Annotated in this window: 10 protein-coding genes and 1 tRNA gene; 8 read left to right on the top strand and 3 right to left on the bottom strand. The window is 40.9% G+C overall.

Features of this window, described 5'->3' with window-relative positions; genetic code table 11:
• The first annotated feature begins 91 nt into the window (after positions 1-91).
• The 8 genes from M2265_RS09745 to M2265_RS09710 all read left to right on the top strand — a co-directional run bounded on the left by M2265_RS09745 (position 92) and on the right by M2265_RS09710 (position 15848).
• Positions 92-3571 (top strand): TonB-dependent receptor, encoded by a 3480-nt coding sequence (locus tag M2265_RS09745; RefSeq protein ID WP_264599351.1) that lies wholly within the window; start codon positions 92-94, stop codon positions 3569-3571.
• A 2-nt stretch (positions 3572-3573) separates the two neighbouring features.
• The gene (locus M2265_RS09740; RefSeq protein WP_132771848.1) at positions 3574-5370 is read left to right on the top strand and encodes a DUF4397 domain-containing protein; all 1797 of its coding nucleotides are present in this window, start codon (positions 3574-3576) and stop codon (positions 5368-5370) included.
• Between the two features lie 49 nt (positions 5371-5419).
• A complete protein-coding gene (locus M2265_RS09735) occupies positions 5420-6625 on the top strand; it encodes a hypothetical protein (RefSeq protein ID WP_132771847.1) in 1206 nt (401 codons plus the stop codon).
• A gap of 23 nt (positions 6626-6648) precedes the next feature.
• Positions 6649-7737 carry a fasciclin domain-containing protein gene (locus tag M2265_RS09730; protein WP_132771846.1) on the top strand — a complete coding sequence of 363 codons (1089 nt, stop codon included), beginning with the start codon at positions 6649-6651 and terminating at the stop codon, positions 7735-7737.
• A gap of 17 nt (positions 7738-7754) precedes the next feature.
• Positions 7755-9107: a fasciclin domain-containing protein gene (locus M2265_RS09725; protein WP_165905957.1), complete on the top strand. Its 1353-nt coding sequence runs from the start codon at positions 7755-7757 to the stop codon at positions 9105-9107.
• A 106-nt stretch (positions 9108-9213) separates the two neighbouring features.
• Complete coding sequence (locus tag M2265_RS09720; protein WP_243655469.1) at positions 9214-10212, top strand: fasciclin domain-containing protein; 999 nt, start codon at positions 9214-9216, stop codon at positions 10210-10212.
• Between the two features lie 31 nt (positions 10213-10243).
• Positions 10244-13558: a carboxypeptidase regulatory-like domain-containing protein gene (locus M2265_RS09715; RefSeq protein ID WP_243655468.1), complete on the top strand. Its 3315-nt coding sequence runs from the start codon at positions 10244-10246 to the stop codon at positions 13556-13558.
• Between the two features lie 121 nt (positions 13559-13679).
• Positions 13680-15848, top strand: a complete 2169-nt coding sequence (locus M2265_RS09710) for an IPT/TIG domain-containing protein (RefSeq protein ID WP_165905956.1) — start codon at positions 13680-13682, stop codon at positions 15846-15848.
• Between the two features lie 295 nt (positions 15849-16143).
• On the opposite strand, the gene M2265_RS09705 is transcribed toward M2265_RS09710, so the two are convergent.
• The 3 genes from M2265_RS09705 to M2265_RS09695 all read right to left on the bottom strand — a co-directional run bounded on the left by M2265_RS09705 (position 16144) and on the right by M2265_RS09695 (position 20853).
• Positions 16144-16216, bottom strand: a tRNA-Lys gene (locus M2265_RS09705).
• Between the two features lie 227 nt (positions 16217-16443).
• Complete coding sequence (locus M2265_RS09700) at positions 16444-17742, bottom strand: TolC family protein (RefSeq protein WP_132771843.1); 1299 nt, start codon at positions 17740-17742, stop codon at positions 16444-16446.
• 24 nt (positions 17743-17766) lie between these two features.
• Complete coding sequence (locus M2265_RS09695) at positions 17767-20853, bottom strand: efflux RND transporter permease subunit (RefSeq protein ID WP_132771842.1); 3087 nt, start codon at positions 20851-20853, stop codon at positions 17767-17769.
• Positions 20854-20919: the final 66 nt, after the last annotated feature.

The following is a 20919-nucleotide window of genomic DNA, read 5'->3' as shown; positions in this document are numbered from 1 at the left end:
ACGACAACAAATATATAAAATATTCATTTGCATTGGGTAAACACCCGTCATGAATCTGCTATATAGTCTTGTTAAAGGACAATAAATACATATGAATTTTTATCAATGCATGCGTGTTATGAAAATCACCATGATGTTAATGACTTGCTTGTTGGTTCAGGTCAGTGCGTCTACTTTTGGACAACGCATTACACTGAATAAGCAAAATAGCAACATACCATCCATATTACAGGAATTCAGAAAACAAAGTCAGTACGACTTTTTTTATGATACTGAATTATTTAAAAATACCAAACCGATCCATATTAACCTGAAGGATGCTTCCATTGAACAGGCATTAATGGCTTGTTTTTCCGACCTACCTTTTCGATATGTGATTAAAAATAAATTAGTAGTGGTGACCGATGCTCCAGAAAATGCTGGAAGCAAATCCAAACCCGAACAACAGCAATTTACGATGACCGGACGGGTGCAAGATGTGAATAATAAAGCGGCTCTTGCTGGGGTCACCATTCGGGTCAAGGGTCTTTCATTGGGTGCGACTACCGATGCCTCGGGCAATTTTACAATCATCGTTCCCAAAAGCACACAGGTGTTTGTATTCACCTTATTGGGATACCAATCCCGAGAAGTATCGATTAACGCCGCCGAACGTAATATCCTGATTCAACTGCGTTCTGCCTCAACAGCATTAGATGAAGTTGAAGTGAGGGTACAGGCGCGACGTAAAGCAAATACCGAAGTTGCCGTTTTGGAAGAGCGTAAACGAGCATCTATTGTTCAGGATGCTATTTCAGCTGAATTGATACAGCGTACGGGAAGTATTACAACCACTCAAGCTTTACAACGGGTCACCGGAGTAACCGTTACTGACGATAAATATGTTGCGGTACGCGGTCTTGGTGACCGATCGGTGATTGGACAGCTAAACGGAGTACGTCTAGCATCATCGGATCCTGACCGTAGTTCTATCCCTTTAGATTTGGTACCTGCTTCCTTATTGGATAACATCACCATTTATAAAACGGTGACACCTGATAAACCGGCAGATGCGGCTTCGGGGATTGTAGAACTGAAAACAAAGTCTGTCCCCGATCGGATGACTTTCGAAGTCATAGCACAGACCGGATTAAATTCAAATATTGGAATGGGAGGGAAGTACAATAGTTTCTGGAATAGTGAGATGGGCTTTTTAGGCACAAAAATCAATAATAAAAATCTGTCGACTGATTTCTTACATCTAGCGAAAGAATATCCCGCAGGTTTATCATCGATCCATAATTTGATTGCCAATAGTAATTATAGCAACGATGCTTATCAGGAGGTCGGACGGATTAACGGCATTATGCAGGGCTTTGATCCTGTGATGACCAGTACCTATAAAAAAGCGCCATTGAACCAGTTGTATTCCGCCACCTTTGGAAACAGTTATGACCTGTTTAATAAGAGACATAAGCTAGGGGTCATTTTAGGAGGTAATTATTATAGAAGAACAACCGATATCAGTGGCGGTGACTTGACACAATATAGTATCTATCAAGGAGTCGTAACCGGTAATCCGGACGTGTACAGTGTTCGTAATATTCCAAATTATATTACACCTAATAGTCTGTACATGGGCAAATATCAGACTTATAAGGAAAATACCGGAACCGAAACATTGAATTATGGAACGCTGGTGGGACTGACCTACCGATTTAATCCACAGCATGAAATCAGTATGCAGTACCTCGGGAGCTGGGGCGGTGAAACAAAATCTACTCACCTAAATGGTCGATACGAATACACGGGTTTGCCAGGAGAGGTGAGAAGTACAACCTATTCGCTTAAACAGACGTTCAGAAACTTGAATACCTTCAATTTACAAGGAGAACACAAATTTTTAAAAGGTGATCTTTCTCCTCGTCTAAGTTACAATGTGGCCAGTTCAAAATCCAAACAGAATGATCCTGATTTTCGTTTCGCGAGTTTAGCAGACTATATCCCGCGTGGAGGAGGCTATTATAGCAGACCGGTCGTCGGCGCAAATAATGGTGAAACAGAAGAGGTGTATACTCAACATCTGTATGCCTTGACTTCAGGTTATGTCAATGGATTTGGCACCTATGGTATTATGCAGGCGGAGCCGAATGGCCGGAGATGGCGAAATCTGACAGAACAGAATTACAATTACAAAGCTGATATCAGCATTCCTTTCCGCTTATTAGGTCAGAAGCAAGAGTTCAAAACAGGGGTAAACTATTTGTTTCGGGATCGGGATTTTACAGAAAACCAGTTGTTCTTACCAGGATCGAATTTTACCAGAAATAAAGCATTACCGCTCTATGACGTTGAAGGTAATCTGAATCGTCTGGTCAGTAATGAAATCATTGGAGTGAAAATACCAGCAGCTGGTCAGGGTGAAGGAATGATGCCTATCGGCGGATTTTTATATAACAGTCAGAAATCGCCGAACAATTATACCGGTTATTTTGAAACCAATGCCCTATACGGTATGCTTGATCTAAAATTGACCGATCGTTTCCGTATGGCAGGGGGTGTTCGATTTGAAATGACCAATATTGGCTCTACAGTCGATACAGCTGGCGTGTTTTTGGATCCTTCATTGACAACAGGCGCTAATGGAGAAGCTCCAATACCGCTTAACCCGATTGATCCAAATTCGGTTTATAAAACTGGTTATAAGCCTTTTTACTCTTTGAATGCAACCTTTACCCTAAACGATAATATGAATTTCAGGGGCGCTGTCAATACGACCTTGGCAAGGCCGGAGCTTCGGGAAATAACCAATGTATTTGAATTTGATGCTTTTCAAATGGGATTGGTCGTTGGAAATCCAAATCTGAAAAATCAATATACTCAAAATGCAGATTTTAGATGGGAATGGTTTCCGGCAAAAGGCGAGGTTATAGCCGTTTCGGCTTTTGGTAAGCGTATCGAAAACCAGTTGGTCAAGGTGTTTAATCTGGAAACTCAGGGATTGGCAGCTACTTACCCAGAATTTCCGACCATACAATTCCAGAATGATGTGAATGTAGGTAAAGTATGGGGTGTCGAGTTTGAAGTGGTTAAAAACTTGGGAACGTTGATCGATCCTTTACGCAATTTCTTCTTAGGCTCCAACCTCATGCTTGCTCAAAGTGAGATCCAAAAATCAGCAGCGCGCTATGAAGCTAATCGCTCGTTGGATCGACATTCACCAAAAAATAGCCCCCTGTTTGAACAAGCTCCCTATTCGATCAACGCTTGGTTAAATTATGATAATGATCAATCAGGAACAGATCTAACGATGACCTTTAATATGGTCGGCGAACGCTTGGTCCAGATCAATCTAACGGGTGAGCCAGATCTATATACACAGCCAGTGCCTTATCTGGACTTTGTATTTAGTCAACGGATCAATAAAAGAATTCAATTTAAGGGCTTTGCCAAAAATATCATGAATCCAGCGATTAAAACGGTGTATGCTAATCCGCAAACGGGAGGAAAATGGTACGGCAACGAGTACATCAACCGTAGTTATAAACGCGGTGCGGAAATCATGGTAGGCTTTACATATAATTTATTGTAGTCATGCGATATCAAAAATTAGACTTTAAACAGTACAAACGCGATCATACGCAACAAGCTTATTGGTTTCGCCTAGTGGATAACCACCTCATGTATGTGGCCATTTTATTTTTCACATTCGTGTTCACGGCCTGTCAGAAAGAAAAAATGGATATGGGTGTTGACAATCGGGCGGTAACGGAAAACCGTGAACGATCAAATGTGCGGATTATAAATATGGCTGGATTTAATCAGGTTATTTCAGGTAAAGATAGTTTAACCAATTTTATCGTACGTCGTCCAGACGCTCCAGATACTGATCGCTATCCGGGTACATCCTATTTTCCTGTAGACGGACGATTGGGTAAAAGCTGGGTAATTCCACAGGATCTCTTTAACCAACAGGATCAAGTAAAGCTTACGTTGGGGATACGTCATTATCAGGGGGCTTTAGATCGGGACATTACTTTTCAGGCTGCCAACGATTACCGTAAACCGATGGATTATTTCTTGATGCCTACGTTATTTATGGATGGACAACCGGATATAGTAGCGGTGCCACGTGCGGTTTCCGCTCCTTCAAAACCGGATCATTTTAAAATCCGAGTCGTCAATCTGGGTGGTCCTATCAAACATCAGACCATGGGCCTTTTGGGTATGCAGGAAGATATTACGGGGGCCGTATCTCTAGCGTATGCCGATGGTACATTGGTCAGTACACAAACCAATAATATACAGACAAATGCAGTAGCTTCTGATTATATTGAACTGCCTTATGGTACCTATCAGTTTAGGTTATTGCTCCAAGACGGAAGGCAGATTCCAGCTTTGGGAGCAGATACTTACGCATACACTGTCCTTCATCCGTCGACATCCACGATCGCTATCGATCATTCGAGCAATAGCAATTTGCATTACGCTCCCGTCACGACCTATCAACCCGGTGGCGTGTATACCTTGTTGGTTGCTCCCGGAGAATTTAATTACTACGTCGATGAAATCGGAAATACCTCTTCCTATTATCAGAATGCTTTTCAGGTATTGACCGATGTAGCAGCTCCTGCCAACCGGACCTATTCCCGTATTCAAGCAGCTAATGCGCGAGCAGGTCAACCGATCAATTTTCGGGTTGATGGTAAACCACTAGCCGATGCTTTGGCTTTTGGTCAGGCCAGTAATTATCTCAATATGATTCAGGGAACACATAGGATAGAAGCATTGGATGCATCAGGCAAAGTATTGGCTTCTTTGGAGCAGGCGATGCAACCGGCACAAAATTATACCATTTGGCTTTATCCCCAACAAGATGGTAAACCTCAACTGCTATTAGTAGCCAATGACTTAAGTGGTTCGGTCTATACAGGAGCTCAGGATGATGCCAGTTTTGCCCGTTTACAATATCAGTTTTATTTCCCAAAACGCTTTTTAAACTTATCCATTGGAAATCCATATGTGACGTTTACCGTGGGCAATGGACAGTCTCCTGCCACGTCTTTCGATAATCGGGACGCGGTAGAAAATCTACAACCTGGAATTCCGAAGATGGAAAGACCATATATCGGATATCGAACACTCTATAATCCTTTTGAATTTATGGTCTATCGTTCTACACCTGATGTCGTTCCGGGTATTTGGGCAAGCGATATCAGCGTGTTGACACACGAAGCTTTTATCGCCAATAAAAAACTTTACGAGAAATCAGGACGCCCCGAACCCATACAGGAAGCAGGCGTATATACGGTTGCTCTTATTGGCAAGAGTGCAAAAGATGCTACTGCGACCGATAAAGCAAGAATGATTTTAGTTAAACATACCCGATAATGGAAGGCATAAGTATTCTTGTCTGACCATGATTTAAAAAAATATTGATATGAAAAATCAACGATTAACGATTTACTTAGCACTATGGCTGCTCTGTGTTTCCCTATTTACAAGTTGTAATAAGGTGGAATATACAGCCATCGCCGAACCTGCCTATCTACGGGTGTTCAACAACCTCAATTATGTTCAGACCTTAGGCAGTAAAGATGATAAAGTGCCCTATTTCTGTATGTTGATCAATCCTACCTTTGGTGTAGGAGGAGCAATAACAGGAGCCGAGATTGTAGGTGACTTTCTGGATAAAAGGGCAGCTTATGCACCCCCTTATCCCTCACATATCGGAAATAGTACCACAGTGGATAATCCAGAATATCCAGGTAAAGAAAATGTACTGGTAGGCCCTATCTTAAACGGATTTGATTTAAGCAGCTGGGCTCAAGTTCCGTCGGGAGACCTGCGCATTATTTTCGCCTATCGACCAAAGAACAGCATTCCTTTTTTGGAATTAGAAAGTCACCTGAAGACGGATGTTTTAATCGATACGGTGATCCATCTAGCAAGTAAAGAGGTGTATACCCTGCATCTGCTGCAAAAAGATTTTGTGACCAAAACGCATGGATTGCTCTTGCGTCAGGAGAATTTTCATAAACTGCCACTTTCTGATTCCTTGGTCTATGTCAATTTTTACAACATGAGTGCAACAGGCTTCTTAGAGGCCGATCTGACTTTGAAAGATGATGATTACTTATTGCGGAGTTTTAAAAATGGGATCAAAGACGAGATGAATATCTTTCTTTCGCTGTATGAAAGTCAAGAAAAACCTTTTGTTCAAGCACAGACAGTACCTGGTTATAAAGGTAAATTTTTAACGCGATTGACCCGTAATAATACCAACGCTGCGGTCAGTCCTTATGTGAGTTTTCCGCTGTGGGCAAGTAGTAAAAGTAACGGTATCCAGACTGATATCTGGCAACGGTTTGATTTCTTTATCCCAGGTATGGATATTACCAATAATCCTTTTTTCTCCGGTGATATCGCTACCGGAGGCAATTGGGCATCCGTGAACTGCCTGAAGAATGGCAAAGTATCATTAGAAGGATCTGATAATGGAACGCAGTTGCCGAACCTCTTGGTCAATGTGCATTCCGGCACCCATAATCCACAAACTTTTGCAACAGTCAACACATTAGAAGTGGTCAATGGCCGGATTTACCTGACCACCATTCAACGCAAATATGCACCACCAGTTTATTAACAGTTAGCTAGGAGATTTTAAATATGAACTATAAGATAATCGATAAGAGATGGTATCCAGTAAGGCAGTACGTATTATTTATGCTTTCGTTTTTCCTTTTCTCTTGTGAACATCCCGATTTAACGGTGGTCGTACCCAACGAGAACTTACGTCCAGCATCGGATTTTATCAAAAATAATTATGAAATGACCTTATTCAGTGCTGCGCTGGAAAAAGTGGGATTGGCATCAACATTAAATGAAAAGGGACCTTATACCGTTTTGGTGCCTACAGATGCCGCATTTAATGAATTAGGCATATTTAGACCTTCAGATTTTGATAAGATGAATCTGGACAGTTTAAAAAAAGTGATCCAATACCATATTCTTCCTCGCCGTATGCTCTTGCGGGATATCCCATCAAATGGGGTAGATGTGCGCTATGCCACGCTAGCCGGTTCGGAGTTATATGCTTCGCTAGGTTCGGTGGGACCAAATGGTGGTACGCCTACAAATGAGCTTTTTTTCAGTGGAGCAAAGGCGTCTAGAAAAGATGTGATTTTAGCCAATGGCGTTTTGTATGTTTTGGATAAAATGATGAAACCACAATTTGATACCTCTATTCAGGCTTGGTTGGCAGCACGTCCTACCTACCGTGTTTTTGTAAGTGGGTTGAAGAAATTTGGTTTATGGGATCAACTGGCAACGAATGGGCCCTTCACCATCTTTGCGCCGACCAATGAAGCATTGGAAGAAGTGGGTATTACCGAAGAAACATTACAGACATTAAGCCCAGAAAAATATCGTGCTGATGTGCTGTTTGGATCTTACCTCATCTATGACAAACACTTTTTTGTATCCGATGCTAAAGTCATGGGGATCATTGCGACTACTGGGGGCTATACCTATCAGTTAAAGAACAATCTGCATGAGATGAGTTTTGCTGCCGGAGAGGAGTACCCCAGTTTTATATTAAGTTACTACCTCAGATTACGTGCAGACCGTACCGTCACAGCACCCATAATTGCTCAAGTATCGTATGGAATCAGGGCAAAGATGGACTATCTGTGTCGTAATGGTGTGATACATGATCTTAATCAAGGATTGGTAAGACCTGAACAGGCTATTAAATAATATCACAAATTATGCTGATGAAAATGCAACAAATCAATACAATATATAGGCTGGCCTTTATGGGCTTGCTCATGACGCTGTTATTTGCCGCCTGTAAAAAAACAGAGTTTATGCCTGCAGCGGAAGGCGAGCAGGTCCCGTATAAACCTGATGCGACCGAGAGTGTTACCGAAATATTAGGTAAAAATCCGGATGCGACATTATTTTATACGACTTGGAAAAAGAGCAGCATGGAGGAGAAAATCAAGGAAAAAGGAGGGAATACAACCTATACCTTGTTGGTTCCCAACAATGCGGCGATGATCGCATCGGGACTGACCGAAGCAAAGATTGCACAAATGCCACGGGCAGATGTAGACAGCCTCCTGTTATTTTATACGGTTTTGGGTATGATATCCCATGATGAACTTCGAGATAATAGTTTACCTGTAAAAAGTATGCTGATGAATCCGGGTTTACGAGTTCCTTTTTATGAAGGTGGAGTGGGATCAGGTCTTGGCCAACGATATGATCCCTACTATTACAAACATTATCTGGCTATACGTGATGAACAATTGCTGATCAATGGAAAGAAAACCGGTAAAATGAAGTATCAATCGGCACGTAATGGTGCACTTTATTTTTTGGAGCAAACGGTTACCAAACCGACAAAAACGGTTTTGGAAGCCTTGGAGCAGGATGGGCGTTTTACCATGTTTCTCGAATTGCAACGCCTTTCTGATGATGCTTTCGTGGAAGTGATGGTGACTCAAATGGAGCCTTTATTTGGCTATAAAATGTCACCTGAAGAATATTGGCAGAATTTTCCTGATGCGCGGGAGCCTTATACAAAAAAATGGCTAATTGGACCAACACCTAATCCCGATTATGCTGATCCCAACATCACCATTTCGACTTGGTTTGCACCGACAGATGCCGCCTTTAAGCATGCTGGATTTAATTCTGTAGCAGAAATGCTTCAATTCAATGAGACTCGTGGACATGTGTTTTTTGATGAAGGAACGTTTCAACCCACGGGTGGTTATCCATTGGATAGTATCGTTAACTATCATCGGGATTGGGGACGTTTTTTTGCGATCCAGGATCCTAGTTATGGATTAGCCTATCCCAATAGTACGGTATTTTTTAGTAATGATCTGACTGCAGACTTCTTACAGGATTATTACGTCAACATCGGTGGAAATGCGCAGGTGCAGTATGCCTATAAAAATCCTTTCGCTTTTACAGCATCCAATGGAAAGCTATCCATGACCATAAAAGAAAGTGGCGGTACACCTGTACAGATCATCGAAACAGATATCAATACCCTCAATGGACCGATACATGTTGCTGACAATCTGCTGTTGCCTAAGGGATTTAAATTAAAGTAGACGCTTAAATCGTATGGAAACTGAAAAATAACAAGATATCGATACGATTTCAGGTGAACGCTGAATAACAAAACGAGCTGGTAAGCTCATGATTAATAAACGATAGATGAAACTACAGCTAAGATATTATAAGCAATTGGGGATATTGCTTTTTGCAACTTTCATGGTTACCTCATGTAAAAAGGACGAGGTACTGAATAGTCATGACAATAATAGGGTCAATTTGGTCATAGCCGACAACTTTAATCTGTCTAGTTTTAGTGCCGTTTTGCGTAAAAGCAGCATGGATAAAGTTTTACAGGACGGAGAAGGGCCCTATACCTTATTGGCACCTTCCGATGCGGCTTTTTCAGCAGCAGGTTATGGCGATGCGGTATCAGTTTTGGCGGGAAATACGAAAGTGATCAGCAGAATTGCTCATTATCATATGTTGGATGGTAAATATGAGTTAAATAAACTTCCTTTTTTGTTTAATCAGGAATTACGCACGCGTGGAGGAAAAATGTATGCGACCCATTGGTTAAAGGGAGGGGATACGGTATTGACGCTCAACGGCTCACGTGTACTGGCTCAAAACATCGCCGCATCCAATGGACTGATTCAGGTCTTAGATCGGGTGCTGACGCCCTATGTGCACGATTTGATTGGAAATGCTATTGCTGCTGACCCCAGTATCACCTTGTTTGCACAAGCCTTAAAGACTTCGGGAGTTCTACAGACCATAAGTGATGCGGGTCCATATACCGTATTTGCTCCTAATAATGCAGCGATGCAAGCTTTAGGGTATAGTACGGTACAGCAGATTCTGTTGGCAGATCCGGTCAAACTCCGAAGTTTTTTGCTCTACCATATTGTGAAGGATAGACGTTTTGTATACGATTATATTCTGAGTACGGGTGCTTCAAATAAGGCGCAACAGGGCATGATGGACGGTAATAGCATCACCATCTCACTGGTATCAAATCCAAATGCTCCTAATTCTTTTCAAGGGATCAGCTTACGTGGAATAGGGAATACTTCAGAGATTAAATTACTGAAACAGGATATGTTAAGTGGAAACGGGGTATTACATGTGATCGATGGTGGTTTGCGGATTACTCAATAATCAAATTAGGATTAGCTAAAAGAAATTAAAAATGAATAGTTATATCAATATGAAGCCAAGATCTGGTCCTTTTTTAGGGAAAAATATGCTTTGGTGGATAAAAATAAAAGTAGCCTTATTGTGCTTCTTCTTTTTAATGAATACCTCTGTTTTCGGACAGGAAACATCAGGTGCTTTAACAGGGCGTGTTCAGAATATTGACGGGAATGCTGTAGCTGGAGCTTCGATTCTGGCAATACATACTCCTTCGGGGACACGCTATTCGCTCGCTACCGATAAAGATGGGCGCTATACCTTAAACAATCTGCGTATTGGTGGACCCTATACGGTAACGGTGAGTATGGTCGGGATGCAAAGTAATACACGTACGGATATTCAAATCCGTCTTGGTGCGGCACAGGAACTCAATTTACAAGTGCAGGAAGGTAGTCAAGCGTTAGCGGAAGTTGCTGTAACTGGACGTTCGCAGCGACAACGTGTCGATACGTATGGCGCAGGGCGCAATATCAGTGCTGAGCAAGTGCGCAATATGCCTACGGTGAGTCGTTCGATTACAGATGTGACCCGCCTGACACCACAAGGAAGTCGAGACAATAGTTTCGGAGGAACTAATTTCAGGTATAATAACGTCACTGTAGATGGGGCAGTCAATAACGATGCGATCGGTTTTTCACCCTCACTGGGTGGACAGACTGGGACTTCAGGGATGGCTGGAAGCAGTACGCGCACCAACCCGATCTCCATGGATGCCATACAGGACATGCAGGTCTATCTGGCACCCTACGATGTTAAAATCGGAAATTTTACGGGAGGTTCGGTCAATGCCGTAACCCGAAGCGGTACCAATAAAATCGAAGGCTCAGTCTATGGATATGGACGCAATGCTGCTTTAACGGGTAAAGACCGTGTGGGAAGTCTCGGTAAAATGGATCATGATTTTTATGACTACCAGTCCGGATTTAGAATTGGTTTTCCAATTATAAAAGATAAACTTTTCTTTTTTAGTAATGAAGAGATCACCCGTCGTCAAGATCCTACACAACTGTATGCAGGTACTACCGAGACAGCCCATATTCTGAGTGAGGATGATGTCAAATCGATTGCTACAGCAGTGGGTAGCCGCTATGGAGATGTATTTGATGCAGGTACGGCAGGAAAGTACACAAACTGGTCAAAATCGACCAAGTTCTTTAACCGTATCGACTGGAATATTAATGATAGGCATCAATTGGCCATTCGTAATAATACTATTTTTAGTAGTGCTACCCATATGGACCGCGATCAACAGGATTTCCGCTTTTCAAGCATGGCGTTTAAGCAAACGAATAATCAGAGTAGTACGGTAGCAGAATTGAAAAGTCGCTTTAGCAATAATCTTTCAGGTAATGCGGTATTGGGTTTTACAATAGTAAACGACAGACGAGATCCGTTGAGTGACCCTACGCTTCCTCAAGTACAGATTCAGGGACGCACTCCAGGTACGACAATTTATCTCGGAACTGACCGTGAAGCGAGTATTTTTGATATGCAACAGCGGACATGGGAACTAACGGCAAATCTGAACTGGAACCTTGGCCGGCATAAACTCCTTTTTGGTACGCATAACGAGCTTTACCGTATTCGCTATGGTTTTGTGAATGCTTGGAATGGACGTGTAGACTATAATAGTATTGACGATTTTTTAAATAATAATCCTTATCGCGTACGTGGTAGTTACAACTACAAGAACAATACGCGGGATTATATTCTAGGTAATCCTGCCGCAGATTTTGGAATCAATATGTACAGTCTTTATGTACAGGATGAGATCAGAGTAAGTGATCATTTTCGTGTTACACCGGGTTTACGTGCCGATTTTACGCAGTTGCCCGATATGCCTGTGCTTAGTGATAAGGTTCGTCATATACAGTCCGATCCGTACTTTGGTACAACTTATAATTATACGCCTTTGTCTCGGATTTCAAATGATTTTCTTAATCGCGTACAGCTTTCACCCCGTGTGGGATTCCGTTGGGAAGTGCTGGAAGATCAAAGTTTAGTATTACGCGGTGGAGCAGGACTTTTTACAGGACGTATTCCCTTTGCATGGTTGGCATATGCTTATTATAATACAGGGGACAGCTATGGTGCTTTTGATCAGCGTGCAGATCAGAAACCTTTTGCTCCGGGAAGTGATGCGATTAAACCCAGCCGCAATGGATTGGCCGATTTTATTGCCGCAAATGGAGCTGTAGTAAATGATCCGAAGAGTGGTAAAACGCAGGTTGATCTGGTTGATAATGGCTTTACAATGCCTCAGGTACTGCGTGGTAGTCTGGGTATTGACTATGAAACAGCGAACAACTGGAAGTTTACAGTCGAAGGTTTGTATACCAAAAATATCAGCGATGTGCTCTTTCAACAGTTGAATGTCCATGATAATCCACTTTATTATGGTTATGATATTCATCAACAGCAACCGGTGTATCAGGGTGCGGTTGATGATCGTTTCTCGAATATTTATGTATTGAGCAATACCGATCAGGGCTACCGTTATAACATCACGGGGACAATCAGCAAGCGAATGAAGAATTTTAATGGAACAGCGAGTTATACGTACGGAGAATCAAAGGATTTGAGCAACGGGGTGCGTAATTCTATGGAATCAAATTGGCAACTGAACCAATCGCTTATACCAAACAATCCAAAGTTAGCCTATAGTAATTTTGATATCCGCCACCGCATCGTTTCCAGTATCAGTTACGATCATTATTGGCGAACGGCTGGAAAAACAAACATCACCTTGTTTATCAGTGCACAATCGGGCTCTCCCTTTACTTATGGCATAGTAAACAACAGTATTCAAGGATTACCACAACAGGTGAGTTTAGTCTATGTACCAAATCCGGAGGAAGCAATCCGTTATTTTAAAGATATTCCTAGTGGAAACACGGCGGTACAACAAGCTGAAGCATTTAACAAGTACATCGATGGCAATGCTTATCTCAGCAGCAGAAGAGGAGATTTTACGGAACGTAATAGGGGACGTACACCTTGGAATGTGCAAGCGGATCTCCGCATTGCGCATGATTTGCCTGTGAGCACTAAAAAAGGACAGTTTATTACGATTTCTGCCGATGTGGTCAATGTGACAAACCTGCTGTACAAAAAGTGGGGAGTACAGTATTTTTCTCCTAATACATTCAATTCGACAAGTAGCGTGGGTTTGACACCGACCTTGTTTCCACCACAGCAAAATAATGGAAACTGGCCCGTATTTACGTTCAATGAACCTGGACAAACCTATAGTATTGATTATTTCAATTCAAGAGCACAGATTCAATTAGGGGTTCGGTATACATTTTAGGTTCTTGCAGTTTATGGGATTTTAACTCCTAATGACGGTAATGACCTGAACGGTGAGGAGGATAATAATGAAAAAAGATAGTATATGGATATTCCATATGATTAAATAAAAAATGAAAGTCATGAAAATATGGACAAAATATAGCCTCGGTATCATCCTTTTTATTTTGATACTTGCAGGTTTTGCAGGTTGTGAAAAGAAGGAAGGTATACTTCCTGAGACAGCAGTGAAAATAACGCAGTATTATCCAAATTCAGGAAAAGAGGGGACGCTTGTCACCATCGCAGGAGAGGGATTTGGTACAACACTTGAAGCGTATAAAGCAACAGTAAATGGTAAAGATGCCACTGTGATCAGTGCGACTGCAACAGCTATAGTGGTTCGTATGCCCACAGGTGGGAATACAGGTAAATTGGTGTTGAGCTATAATAACCAGATCATGGATGTAGGTACATATACCTATCAAGATTTAAGTGTTCGGCAAGTATTTCCTGCAAATGGTCCTGCTGGTTCTCAAATACGCATTGGAGGTACTGGATTTGGAAGTGTCAGTAATCCGGCGGAAGTCTTTATTAATGAAAAAAAAGCTTTGGTCGTCAGCATTAGTGATACGCTGATCGTAGCAGAAGTGCCCAATGAGGCTGGTTCTGGATCTGTAATTGTTAAGGTGGATGGGATGAATGCAAAAGGGCAAACCTTCACTTATCAGGCAATAAAGGGTATCAAACCTTTGACAGGAGGGAAAGATACACGTGTAGTGATCTCAGGAGAAGGTTTTGAGCAACTGACTACCAATAATATTGTTGAATTTAATGGTAAGAAAGCTCTTGTCGTTGAATCTACCCCAGAGCGTTTGGTCGTAAAGGTTCCAGATGGAGTAACAACAGGTCCTTTATCGGTTAATATCAATAACCAAAAAACAATAGGTCCATCTTTTACCGTTGTGGATAAACCTGTTATTCAAACTGTAACACCGCTAAGTGGTCCAAAGGGGGCACAAATGACGATTAGTGGATCTTTATTTAGTAAAGAGTTGGATGAAAACCAAGTATATATCAACAATATATTGATACCGTTGACCTCAGCTAATGAAACGGAACTGAAACTAACCGTTCCAGGAGGTACTGGGTCAGGCGTTATCCGTGTTGTGGTGAACGATCAGGTGAGTAATGGTCCACAGTTTAAAGATCAAAATCTGGGGATTACTGCGATGACACCAGACAACGGATTGACTGGTACCAGTGTGACGATTAGAGGCACAGGTTTTAGCACAACAGCATCTGAAAATAAAGTGTATTTCAATGGCGTATCAGCGCTGGTAAAAACAGCGACGGAGAATAGTTTAGTACTTGAAGCACCTCTAGGATTAAGCACTGGAAATGTGAAAGTGGTTGTTGGCGGGCAGGAAGCCCTCGCTCCGCAATTGTTTAAACGAGCAGGTGTGATGACTTTGGCGGGTGGACCTAACAGTAATACTTTTGCAGGATATATGTCTGCCATTGCTACCGACCAGCAGGGCAATATCTATGTAACCGATACAAATAATAAACAGGTGAAAAAAATAACGCCTTCGGGAGCTGTTTCAATTTTGCAGGTCAATGGAGCCGATGCGGTTTTTGTCAAACCTTATGGCATCGTCATCGATAAGCAGAATACCATGTATGTGAGTGATCAGGGAACCAATCAGGTGATCAAGATTACATCAGCTGGTCAACGTTCGGTCCACACTTCGGGATTTGCACCCGGGCATATGAGTATTGACGATGCTGGAAATCTGTATGTCAATATCAATGGATTTGCTGCAGGAGTCAATAAGGTCAATCCAACAGGAAATTATAGTAAACTTAATGGCACAGGTTGGGTGACAACCCGCACCGGGGTGGATGCTTTAGGAAATTACTACTACCCAGATCAAAATGCCATCAGTGGGAATGGTTTGATGCGTAGGGGAGCTGATGGTATAACGATGAATGCATGGATCGGTTTTTCAGAGGCAGGCTATGCGGATGGTATTGGAAGTGCTGCACGCTTTCAGGGGATTAGTAGTATTGTCCTTTTTGGAGGTAATACCATGTACGCTACGGATAACTTTAATTATGCATTACGAGAAATTGATGTAGCAACTCGAAAGGTATCCACTATTTTCAAGGCGAACAACCGTGGATATATAGATGGATCTTTAGTAGAGTCACGCTTTGGAGCTTTGGCCGATATGGCGGTAGACAAGAATGGTAATATTTATATCTTGGATCCGGACAATAAAGCAATCCGGAAGGTTTTCTTGAAATAGGAGCGAAATTATAATTAATATTAAAAGGTAATACAATCTAAGAAAGTGAACGTACGTTCACTTTCTTAGATTGTATTTTTGTTCTATAACCATTACTTGATATTCAGTCATATATTAAAATTACTTTATCGATGGTTTTATTAACTCTGCTACCACAAACTCTACCCTGAGATAGAAAGTTGGCTCAGTTCCACCCCGCACACTAGCTTGAGCCTCCACTAGATCGAACCCGATCGAGGCTTCTTTCGAATCTAGCCGAAATAAAAAAAGCTTCACATTTCTGTGAAGCTTTTTGTGATCCCGCTGGGATTCGAACCCAGGACCCATACATTAAAAGTGTATTGCTCTACCAGCTGAGCTACGGAATCTTACTCTTTTTTTGAAGTTTCCTTCGTTGTTTGGAGTGATGCAAAGGTAGAAAAATCCCTGAGATATGCCAAGTATATCTTGCGAATATTCCTTAAATCCTTTATTTTGAGGGAGAATATTTTTTTTATCTAGGATTTTTGTTGCTTTCTGGGAGCATATTTCATTAAAATATGCTTCTGATTATCCATATTAATATTTTTTAAACACACATAAAATTGTTTTTTTTCTAAAAAAGTATATCCCAAATACCTGCGGATTGTTCCAATATAACGAGAGCATGGGCATTATTAAACAGTATTTCATAATAATTTTGTTGAACTTCAATATAGGTTCTCCGTGCATGGAGTACTTCAAGTAAACTAGAATCACCTCGTTTGTAGCTGTAGAGTTTCCCCGTTAAGATAGCTTTAGCATCGTCAAGAATACCACTGTTGAACTGCTGGAGTTGCTTTTGAGTCGCTTCATAGTTATAAAATGCTTGCTTAACTTCTGTTTGCACCTGTAGTTCAATCTCTTGATGTTGTAATCCAGCTTGTTGGGCAGTATAAAATGCCTCCTTAAGTTCTCCTTTCCTATGATTTGAAAATTTCAAAGGAATACTTATTCCAAAATTTGCTGATGTGAAAGCTGGACTGGGAGCTAAATCATTGCGGGCTTCTGCATTGCGCGTAACACCTGTCGTTATTCCTAAATCTAATACCCGATTTACTTTTGTAAGACGGATCATTTTTTCTGACACATCTTTATTTTGTAATGCATACAGTAGATCTGCACGGTTTGATAGTGCATGGACTATAAGGTCATCAAGATAAAAAGACCGGTCAAATGTAGAAAAATTTACCAATGCCATTTGTGTAAGTTCAGCATGTTTACTCCCCATCAGTAAATTGAGGCTACTCAACGATCCTTTCCAATTTCCGATGGACTGAATTGCTTCATTCCATATGGATTTAGCCTCAAGTTTACTTTGTTTGGCATCAATAGCAGTAATTGTACCTAATTTGGCGCGTAAACTGTCCGATTTTGCAAGTTCATCCATCGTTTCATAGGAATTGAATTGTAATTTCATCAGTTGCTCATGATGGATTGCGGTTAAATATTGTACAGTAGCATCGGCTCTGAGATTCCTGAAGTAATCCTGCAATATATATTTGCTAAGTTCAGATTCACTTTTTGCCAGATCAACGCGTGCTTTCCGTTTTCCGCCAAGTTCGAAGGTCCAATCCAATCCGATATTGTATCCGTACCCCATCTTCATTTTATGCTGGTCGTTATTAAATACACCAGCGGTAAATTCTGGGTCAGGAATTATTTTGGATTTTTCAATATTTGCTTCAGCAATATTAATATTTAACTTTTCTGCCGCATAAGCTATGTTATTTTGAACAACAGCTTTTATAAAATCGGGATAAGTAATCTCTTTTTGAATATCTGCGTCAATCTGAGCTTGAGTAATTACACTTAAGACTAAAGTAAAATATAATAGTAGAAAGTGTTTTTTACGGATGTTTTTAAGACGTAACATGTGATGGTATTTTTGAGATGAAAACTAATTATGTTTTTTGTCGGCATTTATTTTCTCTAATAGATAGTATAATGATGGCAATGCATAGAGGGTTATCACGGTAGCGAAGAATAATCCGTAAACAATGACAGTTGCTAATGGTCTTTGAACATCGGAACCAATACCTGTTGCCAATGAAGCTGGAAGAAGCCCCAAGATGGCTACAGTGGCAGTCATGATTACTGGTCTGAAACGATGTTTAGCACCTTCTATTACGGCTTCTTTTAGTGCATACCCTTTTTTTCTTAATGCATTGAACTGTGTAATCATCAGTACACCATTTTGAATTGCAACACCAAAGAGTGCTATAAATCCGACTACTGAAGATACATTGAGGGTCATAGCGCGAATATTTAATGCAAGCATACCTCCAAATATGGCAAGCGGTACAACACTCATCAACAATCCGGCTTGTGAGAAGCTTCCAAAAGCGCCATACAGCAATATAAACATTAATGCTAGTGCCATAGGAACAATAATAGCCAAATGCTGATATGCGCGATTTTGATTTTCAAATTGACCTCCCCATTTTATTTTTATGTCGTTGTGGTCATATTTGATATCTTTTTCAATTTTAGCTTGTGCTTCTTTGAGAAAGGAAGTAAGATCATTTCCGCGTAGATTTAACCGCACTGTCAAATGTCTCTTATTCATCTCACGAGCGATCGTACTTTCTCCGGTATTGAGTTTTATTGTCGCTACTTGTGATAGGGGAATTTTGGCTCCGGATTCATTTGTCAACATTAAATTTCCTATTTTTTCAGGAGTATTGCGACTTGCTTCATGATAACGGCAGATAATATCGTAAACTTTTCCTTCTTGAAATATTTGGGAAACCGCTTTTCCACCGATAGCTGTTTCAATAAGGTCGGAGACATCGGCGACATTTAAACCATATTGTGCTATTTTATAACGGTCTGCTTTTATCTGTAGTTGCGGCAATGGAGGTTCTTGATCGATCGCTAAATCTACAGCACCTTTTACTTTTCGCAACGTAATCAAGACCTCATCTGCTATTCTTCGGATTTCCTTAAAGTCTTCTCCATATATCTTAACGACGAGCTCACTATGCGCCCCCGCAATTTTATCCATCACTCCATCAATCATTGGTTGTGAAAATGCAACGTCATATCCGGGCATCTGTTTGTATTCAGCAGCCAATTCCTCAATTAGATCAGCTTTGGTTTTCCCATTTTTCCACTGTTTGTAAGGAAGTAAGCCAACACTGCATTCAAAATGAGAGGGAGTCCATGCATCTGTACCATCATCATTGCGACCTGCTTGGATCATCACATATGTAACCTCATCATATTGAAGTGTTCGCGCACGTAGTGAATCACTCATTTCCTTTGATTTTTCAACTGTGATTCCGGGAGGCAGTGATACTTGCAACCAGATGGATCCTTCATCTAAGGGAGGCAGAAAATCTTTACCAACAGTACATGTTAATATGATTGCACCTGCAAAAATGATTATTAAAGGCATGAATACTCTCTTTGGACGCTTTAATAAATGCTGGATTTGTCTGTGATATCCTACAGTTAATTTTTCTAACCATTTGTTGTGATATACTTTTTGAGGCTTACGATAAACAACATAAGCGAGTCCAGGTATTAGGAATAGAGCAACTATTAACGCACCCAACAATGCATAACCTACTGTAAAAGCCATAGGAGTAAATAACTTTTTTTCTACACGTTCAAATGCAAATAGGGGAATATAAGCCGTGATTATAATGATTTTTGCAAAAAATATGGGTTTAGCCATTTGCTTTACAATAGAAGCAATACCTAATTCTGTGAGTTGTTCATCTTCATTCTCTTCTCTTTTTTTCAAGATAGCTTCCATCATGACAATGGCCCCATCGACTATAATACCAAAATCGATGGCACCTAATGACAACAAGTTAGCCGGAACATGCGTAAAGTGCATCAGGATAAAAGCTGTCAACAGAGCGATAGGTATGGTAATAGCAACTAAAAGCGCTCCACGCCAGCTACCAAGGAATATGATGAGTACAATAATAACCAAACCCATTCCTTCTAATAAGGTATGGGAAACGGTAGTTAAGGTTGTTTCTACAAGTTGAGTACGATCCATGAACGGATGAATCTGTACTCCCGCAGGTAAGATGGTATTGTTTAATTCATCAATAGCTTGATTGACGCCCTCTAAAACGACAGAAGGGTTTTGGCCTTTAAGTAATAGCACAATTCCCTCAATATTGTCGGAATAGTTTGCTCCACGTTTATCAGAATAGCCTAAAGCACCTTTTCTTTCAAGATTTCCGTATCTGATCTGACCGATATCTTTCATGAAAATAGCTGTTCCTTGCTGGGATTTAACAACTATATTTCCGATGTCTTCCAATGTCCTGAGAAGTCCGATTCCTCTAATGACGTAAGATTGGTCCCCTCTATTCATGACACTTCCACCTGCACTGGTGTTGTTTGTTTCAATTTTGTTCACCACCTCGCTTAGGGCTAGACCATATTGTTCCAGTTTAATGGGATCAATCTCAACTTGAAATTGTGTCGTAATACCTCCAAAATTTGTAACATCAACTACGCCAGATACTTGTTTGATACGGGGTATAATGACAAATGTCTGCAGATCGGTGAGTTCACGTAGATCATGTGATTTACTTTCGATGATGTACCGAAATATTTCTCCTGTTGGAGAAGTTAAAGGGTCAAGATTTGCTGTTGCGTTATAAGGCAGTTCCAGATCCGTCAACCGTTCTTGAATACGGGCGCGTGCGAAATAATCGTCTGTTCCATCTTGAAAAACAATTGTAACCATAGACAGTCCAAAAGTACTTTTACTCCGCATAACGTGCATACCTGGTAAACCATTGATAGCTCTTTCTATCGGAATAGTAATTTGCTGCTCTACTTCCTCTGCAGCAAGTCCAGGTACTTGTGTCACAATCTGAGAACTTACATCGCCTATATCAGGATACGCTTCAATGGAAAGCTGTGTCCAAGAATAATATCCAAAAAAGGTTAATAGAATAAAAAGAGCCAAGACCAACCAACGTTTGGCTATAGTATTGTTGAATATATTTTTCATTAGAATAGAGTTGATTAAAGTTGCGATGCACCAATCAGAAAGTCATTAATTTATCTTAGCTTTTCA

It is taken from the genome of Sphingobacterium kitahiroshimense, from assembly GCF_025961315.1.
Lineage (GTDB): Bacteria > Bacteroidota > Bacteroidia > Sphingobacteriales > Sphingobacteriaceae > Sphingobacterium > Sphingobacterium anhuiense.
The sequence above is the reverse complement of the archived record's forward strand: the minus strand, read 5'-3'. Positions and strand labels throughout refer to the sequence as shown.